Source organism: Dongia mobilis, assembly GCF_004363235.1.
GTDB classification, from domain to species: Bacteria; Pseudomonadota; Alphaproteobacteria; order Dongiales; family Dongiaceae; genus Dongia; species Dongia mobilis.
In genome coordinates this window covers 124,412-141,290 of record NZ_SNYW01000006.1, presented here as the reverse complement: position 1 = coordinate 141,290, position 16,879 = coordinate 124,412, and the positions used below count along the sequence as shown (strand labels likewise).

17 protein-coding genes are annotated in these 16,879 nt (G+C 65.3%); 5 read left to right on the top strand and 12 right to left on the bottom strand.

Annotated elements, in window-relative coordinates; all coding sequences use genetic code 11:
- The first annotated feature begins 141 nt into the window (after nucleotides 1–141).
- Nucleotides 142–954 carry a zinc-ribbon domain-containing protein gene (locus A8950_RS02255; protein WP_166644956.1) on the top strand — a complete coding sequence of 271 codons (813 nt, stop codon included), beginning with the start codon at nucleotides 142–144 and terminating at the stop codon, nucleotides 952–954.
- A gap of 333 nt (nucleotides 955–1,287) precedes the next feature.
- Nucleotides 1,288–1,719: a response regulator gene (locus tag A8950_RS02250; protein WP_208109713.1), complete on the top strand. Its 432-nt coding sequence runs from the start codon at nucleotides 1,288–1,290 to the stop codon at nucleotides 1,717–1,719.
- A gap of 72 nt (nucleotides 1,720–1,791) precedes the next feature.
- Here the strand turns inward: A8950_RS02250 and A8950_RS02245 are convergent, their stop codons facing one another.
- The 4 genes from A8950_RS02245 to argH all read right to left on the bottom strand — a co-directional run bounded on the left by A8950_RS02245 (nucleotide 1,792) and on the right by argH (nucleotide 7,293).
- A complete protein-coding gene (locus A8950_RS02245; RefSeq protein ID WP_133611993.1) occupies nucleotides 1,792–4,347 on the bottom strand; it encodes a TIGR02302 family protein in 2,556 nt (851 codons plus the stop codon).
- Between the two features lie 68 nt (nucleotides 4,348–4,415).
- Entirely contained in the window at nucleotides 4,416–5,675 is a 1,260-nt protein-coding gene (gene lysA / locus A8950_RS02240) for a diaminopimelate decarboxylase (RefSeq protein WP_133611992.1), read from the bottom strand.
- A gap of 17 nt (nucleotides 5,676–5,692) precedes the next feature.
- A complete protein-coding gene (gene lptM, locus A8950_RS02235; RefSeq protein WP_133611991.1) occupies nucleotides 5,693–5,869 on the bottom strand; it encodes an LPS translocon maturation chaperone LptM in 177 nt (58 codons plus the stop codon).
- Nucleotides 5,870–5,871: 2 nt separating this feature from the next.
- On the bottom strand, nucleotides 5,872–7,293 hold the full coding sequence (gene argH / locus A8950_RS02230) for an argininosuccinate lyase (RefSeq protein WP_133611990.1): 1,422 nt from the start codon (nucleotides 7,291–7,293) through the stop codon (nucleotides 5,872–5,874).
- On the opposite strand from argH, the gene A8950_RS02225 reads away from it, so the two are divergent.
- Nucleotides 7,292–7,843, top strand: a complete 552-nt coding sequence (locus A8950_RS02225; RefSeq protein WP_166644955.1) for a TlpA family protein disulfide reductase — start codon at nucleotides 7,292–7,294, stop codon at nucleotides 7,841–7,843. The genes argH and A8950_RS02225 overlap by 2 nt on opposite strands.
- A 50-nt stretch (nucleotides 7,844–7,893) precedes the next feature.
- On the opposite strand, the gene A8950_RS02220 is transcribed toward A8950_RS02225, so the two are convergent.
- The 5 genes from A8950_RS02220 to A8950_RS02200 form a co-directional block, all read right to left on the bottom strand.
- A complete protein-coding gene (locus A8950_RS02220; protein WP_133611988.1) occupies nucleotides 7,894–8,772 on the bottom strand; it encodes a 3-hydroxybutyryl-CoA dehydrogenase in 879 nt (292 codons plus the stop codon).
- Between the two features lie 66 nt (nucleotides 8,773–8,838).
- Nucleotides 8,839–9,774 (bottom strand): FAD-binding protein, encoded by a 936-nt coding sequence (locus tag A8950_RS02215; RefSeq protein WP_133611987.1) that lies wholly within the window; start codon nucleotides 9,772–9,774, stop codon nucleotides 8,839–8,841.
- An 18-nt stretch (nucleotides 9,775–9,792) separates the two neighbouring features.
- The gene (locus A8950_RS02210) at nucleotides 9,793–10,545 is read right to left on the bottom strand and encodes an electron transfer flavoprotein subunit beta/FixA family protein (protein WP_133611986.1); all 753 of its coding nucleotides are present in this window, start codon (nucleotides 10,543–10,545) and stop codon (nucleotides 9,793–9,795) included.
- A gap of 346 nt (nucleotides 10,546–10,891) precedes the next feature.
- Nucleotides 10,892–11,467, bottom strand: coding sequence for a cob(I)yrinic acid a,c-diamide adenosyltransferase (locus tag A8950_RS02205; protein ID WP_133611984.1), 576 nt, complete (start codon nucleotides 11,465–11,467; stop codon nucleotides 10,892–10,894).
- Nucleotides 11,468–11,476: 9 nt separating this feature from the next.
- On the bottom strand, nucleotides 11,477–11,668 hold the full coding sequence (locus A8950_RS02200; protein ID WP_133611982.1) for a twin transmembrane helix small protein: 192 nt from the start codon (nucleotides 11,666–11,668) through the stop codon (nucleotides 11,477–11,479).
- Between the two features lie 73 nt (nucleotides 11,669–11,741).
- Here A8950_RS02200 and A8950_RS02195 point away from each other — a divergent pair, with 73 nt between their 5' ends.
- The gene (locus tag A8950_RS02195; protein ID WP_133611980.1) at nucleotides 11,742–12,575 is read left to right on the top strand and encodes an aldo/keto reductase; all 834 of its coding nucleotides are present in this window, start codon (nucleotides 11,742–11,744) and stop codon (nucleotides 12,573–12,575) included.
- Nucleotides 12,576–12,604: 29 nt separating this feature from the next.
- Here the strand turns inward: A8950_RS02195 and A8950_RS02190 are convergent, their stop codons facing one another.
- On the bottom strand, nucleotides 12,605–13,915 hold the full coding sequence (locus tag A8950_RS02190) for a methyl-accepting chemotaxis protein (RefSeq protein ID WP_133611978.1): 1,311 nt from the start codon (nucleotides 13,913–13,915) through the stop codon (nucleotides 12,605–12,607).
- Nucleotides 13,890–14,414, bottom strand: coding sequence for a PAS domain-containing protein (locus A8950_RS02185; protein WP_133611976.1), 525 nt, complete (start codon nucleotides 14,412–14,414; stop codon nucleotides 13,890–13,892). The genes A8950_RS02190 and A8950_RS02185 overlap by 26 nt, the downstream gene beginning before the upstream one ends.
- Before the next feature lie 338 nt (nucleotides 14,415–14,752).
- Here A8950_RS02185 and A8950_RS02180 point away from each other — a divergent pair, with 338 nt between their 5' ends.
- Complete coding sequence (locus A8950_RS02180) at nucleotides 14,753–15,256, top strand: GNAT family N-acetyltransferase (protein ID WP_133611974.1); 504 nt, start codon at nucleotides 14,753–14,755, stop codon at nucleotides 15,254–15,256.
- A gap of 172 nt (nucleotides 15,257–15,428) precedes the next feature.
- Here the strand turns inward: A8950_RS02180 and A8950_RS02175 are convergent, their stop codons facing one another.
- The gene (locus tag A8950_RS02175; RefSeq protein ID WP_133611972.1) at nucleotides 15,429–16,811 is read right to left on the bottom strand and encodes an FAD-binding oxidoreductase; all 1,383 of its coding nucleotides are present in this window, start codon (nucleotides 16,809–16,811) and stop codon (nucleotides 15,429–15,431) included.
- Between the last annotated feature and the right edge of the window lie 68 nt (nucleotides 16,812–16,879).

The following is a 16,879-nucleotide window of genomic DNA, read 5'->3' as shown; positions in this document are numbered from 1 at the left end:
GGAAAGTGGCCGCTACCATCGCATAGCCGCTTTGCCTTCGTAAAGGATCGGCGCCCCTTTCCTGGCACGATCTACGGCCTTGATCCGCTGTCTTGTACGTCGCTGGCGGTAGACCTATAAGGATTGTGGCAAAGCGATTTCGTGGACGAATCAGTGATTGTTTCCTGCCCAGCCTGTGCCACCCGGTTCTCGCTTGACGCAGCGCTTCTGGGCGAAGCGGGTCGCAATGTGCGCTGCGCCAAATGCAGCCACAAATGGCGCCAGCTGCCGCCCAAGATAGAAGCCCCGGAAGGGACGCCCATCGCGCCCGAACCGGCGGGCGCCCCGGCAGAACCGGTAGCCGCCCCGCCCCAAGCCGAGGCAACCGACATCACCGCCGCCCAGGACGCCGCCGCCGAGCCGCCGGCCGTCGAAATTCCCGCAGCCCCGCCACGGCCGCGCTCGCCCCAGCGGCCGACCGGCCCCATCACGGTGCCGCCCAAATTGCGGCCGGTCATGCCGAAGCGCCGCAGCATCCTCGGCCCCGTCCTGCTGCTGCTGCTCGGCCTGCTGATCGGCCTGGCCGCGGCCGCCTATTACTTCCGCAGCGAGATCGCGCGCGCCGTGCCGGCCTTCGAGATGGCCTATGGCCTGATGGGCATTTCGACCAGCAACCCGGCGCAGGATCTCGAAATCGGCAATCTGGTCTTCGACCGGCGCAACAGCGACGGGCGCAGCGCCATATCGATCCAGGGCGACATTTTCAATCCGTCGCAATTTCCGGTGAAGTTGCCGCATCTGGTCGCCATTCCGCTCCGCCGTGACGAGGCCGGCAACGAGGTCCTGCTGGAGCCCTCGCACGCTTTCCGGCTCGAGCAGGAGATCATCGAACCGGGTGAAACCGTTACATTCAGGACCTTTTTCGAGAACCTGCCCAAAGGTACCAGAAGCCTGAAGGTGACCTTTCTGCAATAGCCCCGGCACCAGCCGGGTCGCCAAAATCCAGGCTAGACCAAATTCCTGCCGCAAATTGGCCATTTTGTACGGCAAAAATACGCCTTATGGTGCGTGATCGCCCAACCAATTGTTAACCCTTGGGACCTAGTCTGGGTCGGGACGTTGGCGGCGAATCACCTCAGGCCGCCGGGTCGCACGGCCGCCGCCTTCAAGCGGAGGAACTGACTTCCGGGGCCATCGTTGAATGGCTGGCGATTGCGGCACCGATTTGTCCGGTATCGCGTTTGGCCACCGGACCGAGGTACAAGGCTCAGATGCGTCCGAACGAGGCAGCAAGGGATCGGAATGGAAATGTCGTCCGTGGCGTATGCGCGCAATGTCGAATTCGGCGGAGCTGAGGCGAACGTGGCGGCAATCCTTCTGGCGGAAGACGACGAGGCGGTTCGCGCATTCGTGACCCGGGCGCTGACGCATCGCGGCCACCATGTTGTCGCGGTCAGCGACGGCGAGGCGGCGATCCGCGCGCTCGAGGGGCAGACCTTCGACCTGATGCTGACCGACATCGTCATGCCGGGCCTGGACGGGTTGGCGCTGGCTGAGACCGCTGGCCGCATCAATCCCAGGATGACCATTCTGATGATGACCGGCTTCGCCGCCGCGCGGGACCGGGTCACCCAGAACGGCGGCAAGGCGCCGCTCGACATCATCACCAAGCCGTTCAGCCTGAAACAGATCTGCAGCGCGGTCGATTCCGCCCTGGGCAGTTCCAGCACGGTCGCCTGACGGCCGGTTCCGCGGGTTCGCCCCTCTAGGAGGCGCAACGGTCAGGCGCGAGGGATCGTTTCACAAACCGCGTCAGAACTGCTTCAGCAGCCGGTCGAGATAGTCGCGTTCCTGCTTGGGCCGGCTGGGGTCATTGCGCCGGTCACGCAATTCATCAAAAATTTCCCGCGCCCGCTCGAGCGCACCGCCGGAGGTTTCGATGCGGTCGTCGCTGCTGGTATCGACGGCATTGCCGGTGCCGCCTTCCTCCGGCGATTTGACGGTGCGGCCGAGCGGGTCCATCTGGTCGCGTCGGCCGGGCCCCTGGCGGGTCATCATCTGCTGATCCATCATCTGCTGCATCGAGCGCATGCCTTGCTGCAGCTGGTTGAGCGCCTCGTTCTGCGCCTCGGCCGCATCGCCGAAATTGGGCTGGTTGAGCGCGTCGACGGCGCGCCGCATGGCCTGTTCGGCAGCGCCCATTCCCTGCGGCAGATCGCCAAATGCCTGACCCATCTGGCGCATCAGATCGCCCAGTTCGCGGCGCAGCTGCTCCTGGCCCAGAGCTCCGCTGCCTTGGCCGCCGCCGCTTCCCTCGCCCGGCATGCGGCCCATCTCGCCCTCGCCCAATCCGTCCTGCTGGCCCGGCTGCTGGCCGCGCTGGGCGTCGAAGCTCTGCTGCAGCAGTTCCTGCTGGCGCTGCATCAGCCGGGCAAGGTCGTTGGCCAATTGCTGGCCCTGTTGCCCCTGGGGGCTCATCATCGGCACGCCGGCCTGCAGATTCTCCATCATCCGCTGCAGCTGTTCCAGCATCTCGCGGGCGGAATCCTTGGCGCCGGACTGGGCCATGCGCCGCGCATCCTGCAGCATCTGGTTGAGGTCGCGCTGCGAAAGTTGCAGCCCGTTGGGCGAGAGGCGCTGCAGCGGCACGCCTTGCTCCATGGCCCGGCGCAGTTGCTGCAGCATGTCCTGCATGTAGCGATTCATCGCCTCCTGCAGCTGGTTCATCAGCCGCTCGATCTCTTCATCCGGCGCGCCGCGTTCCAGCGCCTCCATCAGTTCCTGTTGCAGACGACGGAACTCCTGCAGCGCGATAGAGGTGCCGCCATCCTCGATATCGAGGGCCGTGTCCCACATCAACTGCAGGATCGGCGGCAAATCCGCCGACACGAAAGGCTCGCGGCCGAGGCGCCGGGCGGCCATGTCCATGCCAAGATAGGCGGCGATGTTGCCGTCATAGGTTTCGGGCTGCGCCTTCAGGATCATCAATTCGCGGGCGACGTCGTGGTTCTGCTGCCAGTCGTCGGCAAGGCGTTTGCGGGCTTCGGCGATGGCGCGCGCCACCGGGTGGAAGAACTTGCGCTCCGGCAATGTCAGCGCGAGCGGCGCCGATGCCCCGATCTGGCCGAGCGCGTCGCGCGCCACCAGCCGCAACTCGACCTCGAGCCCCGCCCAGGGATGCGCGGTCAGGTCCTGATAGCCGGAGCCGCGGGCGACACGGCCGCCGCCGGGCACATCGCTGGAGCGGCCGAGCGGCAGCTTTAGTTCGAAATTATCCGCCCCGCGGGCAACCACGACCGAGAGGTCGGTGACGCCATAATCATCCGCCGCCTGATAGGTGAAGCGCAGCACGCCGCGATCGGTCACGGTAGGATCGCCGGTAAAGGCCGGCTGCGGGGCCTGATCCGGCACCACGCGGATGGGCCAGACAGCCACCGTGGAAAAGCCGGATTCGACCCTGATTTCGTCGCCCTCGGTCAAATCGATCATGGCCCGCTGGGTGACCGAATCGAGGGCCTCGAACGGCGTCTCCGCGCCGTTGGCGACCAGGCTGGCCACGCCGGTAAGACCGTCGGTCGGCAGGCCCTGGGCCTGGATCAGCAGACGCGACCCCATCGGAATATCGAGCACGCGGCCGTCCGCCACCGTACCCTCGGCGGCGAGGCTCAGCGGCGGCAGGCCGGTATATTCGGGCGGCGTGATCCAGGCCTCGATGGCGACGGCGTCGTCCGCCTCGATGCCGGCGAAATTCGGCACCAGGGCAAGATCAAGCCGCCGCTGCCAGGACGGACCGGCGACCACGAGGCCGACCAGGGCCAGGAGCAGAGCGGCATGGCGAAGCGCCAGCGGATCGCGCCGGACCAGGCCGGTATCCGGCCCGGCCAGTTCCAGCCGCCCGATACTGGCGAGGATGCGCTGGCGATGGCGCTGCCACAGGCCGGCCGTGCCGGGATCGCCGAGATCGCCCACCGGCCGGTCGTCGATATGGGTAAGCGGCCGGTGGGCGAGGCCGCTATCCTGTTCCAGGCGCCGCAGCGCGTCGCGCCGCTGCGGCCAGCGGAAGCCGCGCCAGCCGCGATAGAGCGCATAGAGGAAGCCGAGCGCGGCAAGCACCAGCAGGCCGACATGAAGCGGAACCGGGAGCGCACGCGGCAGGCCCATCCAGGCCATGGCCAGAAACAGGGCGAGGACGACAACGGCCGGCGCCAGGGCGGCCGCGATCCGCTCCAGCAGCAAAAGGCCCCAGGCCAGATCGGTCATCAGGGTGACGCGCATGGGCAGGGGGGCGGCGAAATCCTGTTTCGGCGCCTGCCGGGTCACCCTGCCTTGTTCCGCCGCCTGTGTCCCGCGACCTGGGATCTCCGCCATCAGACCTCCCGCATGGATTGGGGCCCCCGGCTGGACAGGCGCCGTCCGGAGACCCTCCGGATGCGATGCTACAGCCAGCTTGGCAGAATGTCTTGGCCGATGATTGCGTCATAAGTTTGGCGCGGCCTAACCACTTCAAACTTATCGCCTTTTACCAGCACCTCGGGGACCAGGGGGCGGGTGTTGTAGGTCGACGACATGACCGCGCCATAGGCGCCGGCCTCGCGGAACACGACGAGATCGCCAACCGCCAGCGGCGGCAGGGCCCGCTGCTCGGCAAAGAGATCGCCGGTCTCGCAGATCGGCCCGACGACGTCGACCTTGGCAACGGCGGCATCGTCGGCGGGCTGGATGACCGGCACGATCTGATGATAGGCGTCATAAAGCGTCGGCCGGATGAGGTCGTTCATCGCCGCGTCGACGATGACGAAATTGCGGCTAACCCCTTCCTTCACGTTGATGACGCGGGCGACCAGGATGCCGGCATTGCCGACGATGGCGCGGCCCGGCTCCGCCTCCAGCTTGAGGCCGAGATTGCCGAAATTCTCGGCCACCGCATTGGTATAGTCGACAAAGCTGATGGTCTGCTCGTCGCGATAGGTGATGCCGACGCCGCCACCGAGATCGACCCGCTCGACGGCGAGGCCCTTGCCGCGCAGCGCCTTCACCAGATCTGCCATCTTCTGGAAGGCGGCGCGGAAGGGGGCGATGTCGATCAGCTGCGAGCCGATATGGCAGGCCAGCCCCTTGACCGCGATGCCGGGCAGCGCCGCGGCCTCGGCATAGATCGCCGGGGCGTGATCGATGTCGATGCCGAACTTGTTCTCCGCCTTGCCGGTCGAGATCTTGGCATGGGTCTTGGCATCGACATCGGGATTGATGCGCAGGGCGACCGGCGCCCGCTTGCCAAGCGCCAACGCCACCTCGTTGAGGGCCCTGAGTTCGCCCACTGATTCGACGTTGAACTGGTAGATGCCGGCTTCGAGCGCCGCCCACATCTCGTCCCGGGTCTTGCCGACGCCGGCAAAAACGATGTCATGGGCGGCGATGCCGGCGGCCAGCGCCCGGTACATCTCGCCCACCGAGACCACGTCGGCGCCGGCACCCAACTGCGCCAGCGTCTTGATGACGGCCTGGTTGGAATTCGCCTTGCAGGAATAATAGAGCCTGGCGTTGAGGCCACCCAGCGCATCCTGGAAGCGGCCGAAATTTTCGCTCAGCTGGCCGGTCGAGTAGCAGTAAAAGGGCGTACCGATGGCGGCGGCGATCTCCGCCAGCCCGACCCCTTCGGCGTGATAGGCGCCGTCCCGATAATGAAAGTGACTCATGAACTGGCCGCTATCCGTCACGAACCGCTGAAGATGCCGCCCTGCGGCTGGGTCGATTTCGGATACTGGTCCGGGAAGGTGTTCTGCTGGTCCTTCGGCAGATAGGGGTCACCCTTGCGGCCGCAGGCGGCAACCGACAAGGCCAGCGATACGGCCGCAGCCAGCAAGATCGAAGCAGCGATGGATCGGCGCATGGTCAGCGGTCTCCCAAAAAGCGCACTCGGGCGGCGGCGGCGGCTTCGCGCACGCGTTCCGGCGCGGTGCCACCCTCGGATTTGCGCGCCGCCACGGAATTCTCGATCGACAGCACGGCATAGACCGCGTCGGTGATGCGCGGCTCGATGGCCTGCATCTGGGCGAGGCCGAGATCGGCCAGTCCCTTGCCCTGATCCTCTGCCAGCTTCACCAGCGAACCCGTGACATGATGCGCCTCGCGGAACGGCATGCCGAGCGCGCGCACCAGCCAGTCGGCAAGATCGGTCGCAGTCAGAAAGCCGCGCTCGCAGGCATCGCGCATACGCTCGCGGTTGGGCGTCAGATCCCGCACCATGCCGGTCATGGCCGCCAGTGACAGCAGCACGGTATCGGTGGCGGCGAAGGTCGGCGCCTTGTCGTCCTGCATGTCCTTGCCATAGGTCAGCGCCAGACCCTTCAGGATGATAAGCAGCTGCACCATCAGCCCGATCACCTCGCCCGCCTTGGCGCGGACCAGCTCGGCGGCATCCGGGTTCTTCTTCTGCGGCATGATCGAGGAGCCGGTGGTGAAGGCATCCGACAGCCTGATGAAGCGGAAGCCCTCGCTCATCCAGATGACGATCTCCTCGGCGAGGCGCGAGAGATGCACCGCGAGGATCGAGAGGGCGGCGAGGTATTCGAGCGCAAAATCGCGATCCGAGACGGCGTCCAGCGAATTGGCGGCCGGCCGGTCGAAGCCGAGCGCCTGCGCCGTCATCTGGCGGTCGATCGGAAAGGTGGTGCCGGCGAGTGCGGCCGAGCCGAGCGGGCTTTCGTTGAGGCGTTTGCGGGCGTCGCCAAGGCGGCCGAGATCGCGGCCCAGCATCTCGACATAGGCGAGGAGGTGATGGCCGAAGGTTACGGGCTGCGCCGGTTGCAGATGGGTATAGCCCGGCATCACGGTCGCGGCTTCCGCCTCGGCCCGGTCGATCAGGGCCGCGACGAGGGCCCGCGTCTCGCCCGCCACCTCGTCGCAGGCGCGGCGCACCCAGAGCTTGAAATCGGTCGCCACCTGGTCGTTGCGCGAGCGCGCGGTATGGAGGCGGCCAGCCGGCTCGCCGATCAGATCCTTGAGGCGCTGCTCCACATTCATGTGGATGTCCTCGAGCGCCGTCTTGAACTCGAAGTTGCCCGCCTCGATCTCGGCCTTCACCTGGTGGAGGCCCTTGGCGATGGCGGCACCGTCGGTCTCGGAAATGATGCCCTGGGCGACCAGCATGGCGGCATGGGCCAGCGAGCCCTGGATGTCCTCGGCATAAAGGCGCTTGTCGACGCCGATGGAGGCATTAATCTGCTGCATGATCGCGGCAGGGCCGGCGGCAAAACGCCCGCCCCACATCTGGTTCGCCGCATCCTGCTGGCTCGAGGTCGATTTGCTGCTCATGATCCTGAAGAAATCCGGTTTTTTCGGGGCTTTCCTGGCCCTGCTGCTGGTGCTCGGCCCGGCCCTTCCCGGCCCGGCGCTGGCCGCCGGGGAATTTAGCCTGATCGATCCGCCCCTGCCAACGCCCAAAGCGGGCTTCGAGGACCAGTTGGGCAAGAAGCTGGGCCTCGCCGATTTCCGGGGCGAGGTTGTAGTGCTCAACTTCTGGGCCAGCTGGTGCGCCCCCTGTATCGCCGAAATGCCGACCCTGGACGCGCTCCAGGGCGAGATGGGGGCGGAGGGCGTCCGCGTCATCGCCGTCTCGATCGACGTCACCGGCATCAAGAAGGCCGCCCCCTTCTTCCGCCGCCTTGGGGTGAAGAACCTCGCCCTCTATACCGACCAGCGCAGCGCGCTGTTCCAGGAACTGAAGGGCTCGGTCCTTCCCACCACTTTCATCCTCGACCGCGACGGGCGCGTGGTCGAGAGCTTCATCGGCCCGACTGACTGGAACGGCGAGCATGTGAAGGCGAGGCTGCGAAGGTACCTGGCGACGGAACCTTCCGGGTGAAACAAAAAAGGCGCCCGTTGGGCGCCTTTCCTTATCCAGCGTTTTTCCGCCTAACGCGTCGGGATCGGCGTCTCGCCGCTGTAATCGTAGAAGCCGCGGCCCGCCTTCTTGCCGTACCAGCCGGCCTCCACATACTTCACCAGCAGCGGACAGGGGCGGTATTTGGTGTCGGCGAGGCCTTCGTAGAGCACCTGCATGACGGCGAGGCAGACATCGAGGCCGATGAAATCGGCCAGTTCCAGCGGTCCCATCGGGTGGTTGGCGCCGAGGCGCATCGCCGTGTCGATGGCTTCCACATTGCCGACACCCTCATAGAGCGTATAGACCGCCTCGTTGATCATGGGCAGCAGGATGCGGTTGACGATGAAGGCCGGGAAATCCTCCGAGGTCGCGGTGGTCTTGCCGAGCTTCTCGGCCAGATCGCGCACCTGGTTGAAGGTATCGTCATCGGTGGCGAGGCCGCGGATAAGCTCGACCAGCTTCATCAGCGGCACCGGATTCATGAAGTGCATGCCGATGAATTTCTGCGGCCGGTCGGTGGCGGCGGCCAAGCGCGTGATGGAGATCGAGGAGGTGTTGGAGGCGATCAGCGCCTCCGGCTTCAGCACGGCGCTGACCGCGCGCATAATCTCCTTCTTGACCTCTTCCTTCTCGGTCGCCGCCTCGATGACGATGTCGCAGTCCCTGATGTCGGCCACGTTCTGCGAAACGGCGATGCGGGCGACCGCCGCATCCTCGTCCGCCTGGGTGATGAGGCCGCGCTTCACCTGGCGGTTCATGTTGTTGCGAATCGTCTCCAGCGCCTTGTTGAGCTGCGCCGGATTGGTATCCACCATCCTGACGTCGAGCTTGGCGAGCGCGCTCACATGGGCGATGCCGTTGCCCATCTGCCCCGCACCGATGATGCCCACCTTTTCGATCGCCACGATGTAACCTCTTTGCTGTTTGGCAAGCGGGGCGGCAATCCTGTCGATCGCCGCCCCGGTTGTTCGGACTTACTTGCCGAGTTCCTTGTTGAGCTCCGGCACCGCCTGGAACAAATCGGCGACGAGGCCGTAATCGGCCACCTGGAAGATCGGCGCGTCCTCGTCCTTGTTGATGGCGACGATGACCTTGCTGTCCTTCATGCCGGCCAGGTGCTGGATGGCGCCGGAAATGCCGACCGCGACATAAAGCTCGGGCGCCACGATCTTGCCGGTCTGCCCGACCTGATAGTCGTTCGGCACGAAACCGGCGTCGACGGCGGCGCGCGACGCGCCCACCGCGGCACCCAGCTTGTCGGCCACTTCCTCGAGCATCTTGAAATTCTCGCCCGATTGCATGCCGCGGCCGCCGGAAACGACGATCCGGGCCGAGGTCAGCTCGGGGCGCTCGGTCTTCTGCACTTCCTGGCCCAGGAACTTGGAGAGGCCGGCATCGCCGGCACCCGCCACCTTGTCGACGGCCGCCGAACCGCCCTCGGCGGCAGCGGCGTCGAAGGCGGTCGCGCGGACGGTGATCACCTTGATCTTGTCCGAAGACTGCACCGTGGTCAGCGCGTTGCCGGCATAGGTCGGGCGGGTGAAGGTATCCGGACTGTCGACCGCCGAGATCTCGGAGATCTGCTGCACGTCGAGGAGGGCTGCGGCACGCGGCAGGATGTTCTTGCCGTTGACGGTCGCGGCACTGAGGATATGGCTGTAACTGCCGGCGAGGCCGACGATCAGCTTGGCCACGTTCTCGGCCAGCGCATGGGCATAGGCCGCGTCGTCGGCCAGCAGCACCTTGGCGACACCCGCCACCTTGGCGGCGGCGTCGGCGGCGCCCTGGGCACCGGAACCGGCAACGAGGATGTGGATCTCGCCGCCGATCTTCTGGGCGGCGGTGACGGCATGCAATGTCGCCGCTTTCAGCGACGCGTTGTCATGCTCGGCAAGGACGAGAATGCTCATTTTTCGGTTTCCCCGGGATCAGATCACTTTGGCTTCGTTCTTCAGCTTGTCGACCAGTTCGGCGACGGAGCCCACCTTGATGCCGGCCTGGCGCTTGGGCGGCTCGGTTACCTTGAGGGTCTTCAGCCGCGGCGCCGGGTCGACACCCAGCTGCTCGGGGGTCAGCGCGTCGATGGGCTTCTTCTTCGCCTTCATGATGTTGGGAAGGCTGGCATAGCGCGGCTCGTTGAGGCGGAGATCCGTGGTCATGACGAAGGGCGTCTTCACCTCGACCGTCTCGAGGCCGCCATCGACTTCGCGGGTCACGTTCGCCGTGCCGTTGTCGTTGATGACCAGCTTCGACGCATAGGTCGCCTGCGGCCAGCCGAGCAGGGCCGAGAGCATCTGGCCGGTCTGGTTGGCGTCGTCGTCGATCGCCTGCTTGCCCAGGATGACGAGGCCCGGCTGCTCCTTGTCGACCACCGCCTTCAGCAGCTTGGCGACGGCGAGCGGCTGCAACTCGACATCGGTCTGCACGTGGATGCCGCGATCGGCACCCATGGCGAGTGCCGTGCGGATGGTCTCGGCGCATTGCGCATTGCCGAGCGATACCGCGACGATCTCGGTCGCCTTGCCCGCTTCCTTCAACCGCACCGCTTCCTCGGTCGCGATCTCGCAGAAGGGGTTCATGGACATCTTCACGTTCTGGGTCTCGACGCCCGTGCCGTCCGCTTTCACGCGCACCTTCACGTTGGCATCGATCACCCGCTTAACAGCGACGAGCACTTTCATCTTGATAAACCCGGATGAGACATAAGGTTACAACGGCCGTTGCCAGATTGGCTGATTCTGTCCTCGCAGTCGGAACGGGTTCCGGTCGGAGGTACAGGTGGCGCCTGGCGCGACACCCCGCTATCGCGGCAGCAATTTCGCATGCGCAAAATAGGGGCATGGCATCTTTGTGTCAACGCCGGGAGGGTTCTGGCCCAGGAACGGCAGACATGCGCTTAAGCGCGCAATTTCAATGACTTCGCGGGAGCTGGGCGCGCTGTCGAACGCAGGCGCGCTGCATTGCCGCCGGAATGGGCAGCGGGTGTTTCTCGGCTGGGCAGGCGCCCCGGCCCGGCCGGCACCGGCTTCAGCGATTCTTCCCCGGCACCCACAGCACGTCCGCCGCACCCTTGTCATTGACGAATCGGGCCATGACGAAGAGGAGGTCGGAGAGGCGGTTGATATAGCGCAGGGCCGCCGGGTTGACCGGCTCCTGCTCCATCAACTGCGTGATGTCTCGCTCGGCCCGGCGGGTGACGGTGCGGGCGAGATGGAGATGGGCGGCCGCCGGCGTCCCGCCCGACAGCACAAAACTTTTCAAGGGCTGCAATTCGGCGTTGAGCCGGTCGATCTCCCGCTCCAGGCGCTCGACCTGGGCCTCCGCCACGCGCAGCGGCGGATAGTCCTTGGGATCCTCGGGCTGGCACAGGTCGGCGCCGAGGTCGAAGAGGTCGTTCTGGATCCGGTTCAGCATGGCGTCGATGTCGCCAGTGGGATCAACACCCGGGACATGCAGCCGGGCGACGCCGATCGCGGCATTGGCCTCGTCCACCGTGCCATAGGCAGCGACGCGCAGATCGTGCTTCTTCACGCGCTTGCCGGAGCCCAAGGAGGTCGAGCCCTTGTCGCCGCCCTTGGTGTAGATGCGGGTAAGCTGGACCATGAGAACCGGTCAGCGCGCCAGCAGATAGAGCACGAAACAGGCAACCGCCAAGCCCTGGAACAGGACGCGGTAGCGCATCAGCTTGTTGCTGTTCTTCCTGTTGAAATCGCCGCCCTTGCCCATGGCAAAGACGCCGACCAGGAGCGAGCCCAGGGCCAGCACCATGAAGATGATGAGGAGGATGAGAATGAAGTTTGCCATGGGCTGGATGATAGCGGGCCGGCAAGGCCGGCGCTAGACTGTCGGCAAGCCTTCAAACAAAGGGGTTTTCGCGATGCGACGATTGGTCCTGCCCGATGGCAGCAATATTCCCGTGATCGGCCAGGGGACCTGGCGGATGGGCGAGCGGGCGGGCGAACGGGCGGCGGAGGTGGCGGCCCTCCGGGCCGGGCTCGATCTGGGCCTCACCCTTATCGACACGGCGGAAATGTATGGCGATGGCGGAGCCGAGGCGGTCACCGGCGACGCCATCGCCGGGCGCCGCGACGAGGTCTATCTGGTCAGCAAGGTGCTGCCACAGAACGCTAGCCGCACCGGCACCATCCGCGCCTGCGAGCAGAGCCTGAAGCGCCTCAAGACCGAGCGGATCGATCTCTATCTGCTGCATTGGCGGGGCAGCCATCCCCTGGCCGAGACGCTGGCCGCCTTCCTGGATCTGCAGCGCCAGGGAAAGATCGGCAGCTTCGGCGTCAGCAATTTCGATCCTGGCGATATGGCGGAATGGCTGGCCCTGGCCGGCGCCGAGGCGACCCAGACCAACCAGGTCCTCTACAACGTAACGGCGCGCGGCATCGAGTTCGACCTCCTGCCGCTGCAGGTCACGCGCAAGATTCCCGTCATGTCCTATTGTCCGCTAGCGCAGGGCGATTTGGCCGCGATGAACGCCCTCGTCCCCATCGCTCGGCGCCACAACGCAACCGTCGCCCAGGTGATGCTGGCCTGGGTGATCCGCACGCCCCATGTCTTCGCCGTGCCGAAGAGCCGCAACCCGGCCCGCCTCAGGGAGAATGCGGCGGCAGCCGATCTCAACCTGACCCAACAGGATCTTGCCGAGATCGATGCCATCTTCCCGCCACCCCGAGAATCGCGTCCGCTGGAGATGGTGTAACGCGCGCCCGGTCGACAGCGGCGCACCGGCTATCCGTTGATGGCCTTCAGGAAGGATTGCACTTCGGTCTGCAATACCCCGACCTGGATATTGATCTGGCCGGACGCATCCTTGACGCGCGTTGCCGATTTGCCGGTATCGAGCGCCGCCTCGGTGATGCCGACGATGTTGGATGATACCTCGGCGGTGCCGGCCGAGGCCTGCTGGACATTGCGGGCAATCTCCTGCGTCGCCGCCCCCTGTTCCTCCATGGCCGAGGCGATACCGGTCGAGATCTCGCTCATCTGGCTGATGGTCTGGCCGATATGGTGAACGGCCTGAACAGATTCGTCGGTCGCGCGCTGCATCTCGGTGATGTTCGAACTGATCTCCTCGGTCGCCTTGGCAGTCTGCGTGGCGAGGTTCTTCACCTCGGACGCCACCACGGCGAAGCCCTTTCCGGCCTCGCCGGCGCGCGCCGCCTCGATGGTGGCATTGAGGGCCAGCAGGTTGGTCTGGTTGGCGATGTCGTTGATCAGCTTGACCACGTCGCCGATCCGCTGCGCGGCATCGGACAGCATCTGGATCTGCTGATTCGTCCTCTTGGCTTCCTCGACGCCCTGGTTCGTGATCGCCATCGATTGTGTCACCTGGCGGCTGATCTCCGAGATCGAAGAGGACAGTTCCTCGGCGGCACTTGCCACGGTCTGCACATTGACCGATGCCTGCTCCGACGCTGCGGCGACCGCCGTCGATTGCTGGCTGGTTTCCTCGGCGGCACTCGACAGGGTCTGGGCGTCAGCCCCCAGCTCGTTGGCGGCCCTGCTGAGGCTGCGCACCACCTCGTCCATCTTGGCACCAAAGCTCTGCGCGAATTTCGCCAGGTCCTTTACCCGCTGGTCCAGGGATTCGGTGCCGGCATTGATCGTCTCGGCGCCGTTCCTGAACGCACCCGGCAGGCCTCGGGTCAGCACCTTGCGGAAGGTCTTGCCCTGGCTTGCATATTCCATGGAAGCCGCCGATTCACGCACGAAGGCGTCGACGATATCGAGCATGTTGTCGGTACTTGCCTGCAAGGTACCGATCTCGCCGCCATCGCGTGGCGCGAGGATGCGCGCCTCCAGATTGCCGGCGAAGGCGCTCTCGCAGACGCGCGCCGCATCGCGCACGCCGGCCTGGCCCCGGCGCATCCACCAGAGGGCCAGCCCGGCCAGCGCGATGACGAGCGCAAACTCGGCGATCGTGATCCAGTTGCCGAACTGCGCATCCAGCACGAGATGCAGCGCCGATGCCAGCACGACCGTGACGACAAGGCCGACGACAGCGATGGTTGCCCTAGAGAGAGAAGACAAATTCGTCATATTCGAGCCCCTTCGCCTGGAGTTTGCCCATGAGCATGTCGTAGCCGCGCAGCATCCCGTCCTTGCGGCTGTCATGGCGGTTTTCTTCGGCCAGCAGTTCGGCATAGATCGGTTTGATTTTCTCCAGCGGTGCCGGGTCAGGCTTGCGGCGGTTGGAATGGAAGCCGACGATGTTGCGATTGGCATCAAGGGTCGGCGTTACATGGGCGAAGACCCAGTAATGATCGCCGTCCCGAGCCATGTTGACGATATAGGCGAACAATTCCTTCCTGGTTTGGATGGTGTCCCACAGCAGCTTGAAAACGCAACGCGGCATGTCGGGATGCCGGATCAGGCTATGGGGCGCGCCGATGACCTCGGATCGCGGATATTTTGCCAGGCGAAGGAACACGTCATTGGCGTACGTTATCCGCCCCTTGAGATCGGTCTTGCTGACGATCAGCTCGTTCTCGTCATATGGACATTCAATTCCGGTCGGCCGTACGCCTGCTCCCGCCATGATCCGTGGCTCCTGGTTGGTTAATTTCGCGCCCGGCCGCTGCAGTGCCGCAGCCGGGAATTAAGCAATCAACCTAGGTTCACTATTTGCATTAGAGACTTGGATTTGTTGAGAAGAAATGAAAGGAAAAACAGGAACGCAGTCCAATTTTTGCGAGCAGACAGGACTGAGAGTCGCGTTGATAGGACCCAAGGACACGGCATCCAAAGAAAGGCGACTGAACTAGGATTAATTATCTATTCTAGGAATTATAACTGTCGTAGCGGCCAGCGGGCCGCGCGGCACGGCCTGACGACGGACGGGGAATTGTGGCCGATGGCAACAGATCGGATCGGGAAATGCCGGAAGGCAGCCGCCATGGCACGGCGCGGGATGTCGTCATGATTGCGGTGCTGCGCCCCGCCCGCCTCGACGAATGCGGCGTACTGGACGACATCTGCTTTCGCGCCAAGGCGCATTGGGGCTATGACCGCGCCTTCATGGAGGCGGTGCGCAAGCAGATCCGCGTCACGCCGGACGCGATCGCCGAGGGCCGCGCCTGGGTGGCGCTTGGCGCCGATGGCAAGCCCGGCGGCGTAGCCCAGATCGACCGCCTCGATGCCGCCCGGGCCGACCTCGCCCTCATGTTCGTGGCGCCAGAGCATATGGGCACCGGTATGGGCCGCGCCCTGTTCAAGAAGGCCTGCGAAATTGCGCGGGGCCTCGGCGCCAGCGAAATGCTAATCGATTCCGACCCTCAGGCCGCCGGCTTCTACGCCGCCATGGGAGCGCAGCGCATCGGCGCGGCACCCACCGGCCATGCCGGCCGCCTGCTGCCGCGCTTCAGCATGGCGCTGCTATAGAATTCTCAGCCATCAGTTGGATTCCACGCCTTATGTCATGCCCCGGCTTGGCCGGGGCATCACCGTTGTGCATTTCCGCCTGCAGGCAAACACGTGGATCCCCCGCCTTCGCGGGAGATGATAGGTACAAGTGAAATCACGCATTCCTGTTCGGCCAGCGCCGTCAGAAACCCTAGATCACCTTGCCCGGGTTGAGGATGCCCCTGGGATCGAGGGCCGCTTTCAACCGCCGCATCACCGCGATTTCGGCCGGTGAGCGGGAATGGCCGAGATAGTCCCGCTTCAGCGTGCCGATGCCATGTTCGGCCGAGACCGAGCCTTCGAAATCGCGCACCGTCGCATAGACCAGTTCGTCGACGTCATGCATGCCTTCGCCCGCACGATAGGGCACCGAGACGCAGATATGGAGATTGCTGTCGCCGATATGGCCGAAGAAGGCGGCGTGTGACTCGGGCCCCGCCGGCCAGCGCGCCAGCAGCTTCTGGCGGCAGGCGGCGGCGAAATCGTCGATCCGGCCCATCGGCAGCGAGACGTCGAAATTGACCAGATGCGGCAGGGTGTCGAGTGCAAGGCCCTCGCGCACGCGCCAGAAATCCTGCACCTCCTTCTCGTTCCGGGCGATCACCGCGTCGGCGATGAGCCCGTCCTCAAGCGCCCCGCCGAGGAAAGTCTCGAAGCGCTCCGGATCGGCAGCGGCATCGTTGCCCTGGTGCTCAATGAGGACATAGAGGCCGTGATCGGGCGGCAAGGGTTGCGACTTGGTGGTGGGATGCGCTGTCACGAAGCGATAGAAATCCGGCCACATCACCTCGAAGGCCGAGGGCCCGCCAAGTTCGCCCTCGGCACGGCGCAGCAATTCCAGGATGGAGGGATAATCCGGCGCCGCGCAGAAGGCTGTCGAGGTCGAGCGCGGCAGCGGCCGCAGGCGGAAGACGATGCGCGTGATGATGCCAAGCGTTCCCTCGCTGCCGATGAAGAGCTGCTTCAGGTCGAAGCCGGCATTGTTCTTCAGCATCTTGTTGAGGTTGGTGAGAACGGTGCCATCGGCCAGCACGACTTCGAGCCCCAGCACCAGCGCCCGGGCCATGCCATAGCGGATGACCCGGTTGCCGCCGGCATTGGTGGCGACATTGCCACCCACCTGGGCGGAGCCGCGGCTGCCCAGATCGAGCGGCAGGAGGAAACCCGCCGATGCCGCCGCCTCCTGGGCGGTTTCCAGCGGCGTGCCGGCGCGCACGGTCATGGTGCCGGCCTGGGCATCCACCTCCTCCACCCCGCTCCAGCGCTCGAGCGAGAGGGCGATCGCGCCCGCCCCGGGATTGGCGCCGCCGGCCAAACCGGTGAGCCCGCCTTGCGGCACCATGGCGATGCCGGCCTCGTTGGCGAGGCGCAGGGCCGTCGCGATCTCGGCGACCGCGCGCGGGCGAATGAGGGCGAGCGGCAGAGTGGTGCCCGTGCCGCTCATGTCGCCCCGGTATCTCGTGCCGATCTCGGCGCCGGTCAGCACCTGATCCGCACCCAGTTCCAGGCGCAAGGCCGCAATGATGTCGCCCATGACAAAACCGCCCGCTTCCGTAAGGGAGATGCGGGCGGCATGCTGGGCACTCAGGCAAGGATTTGCAA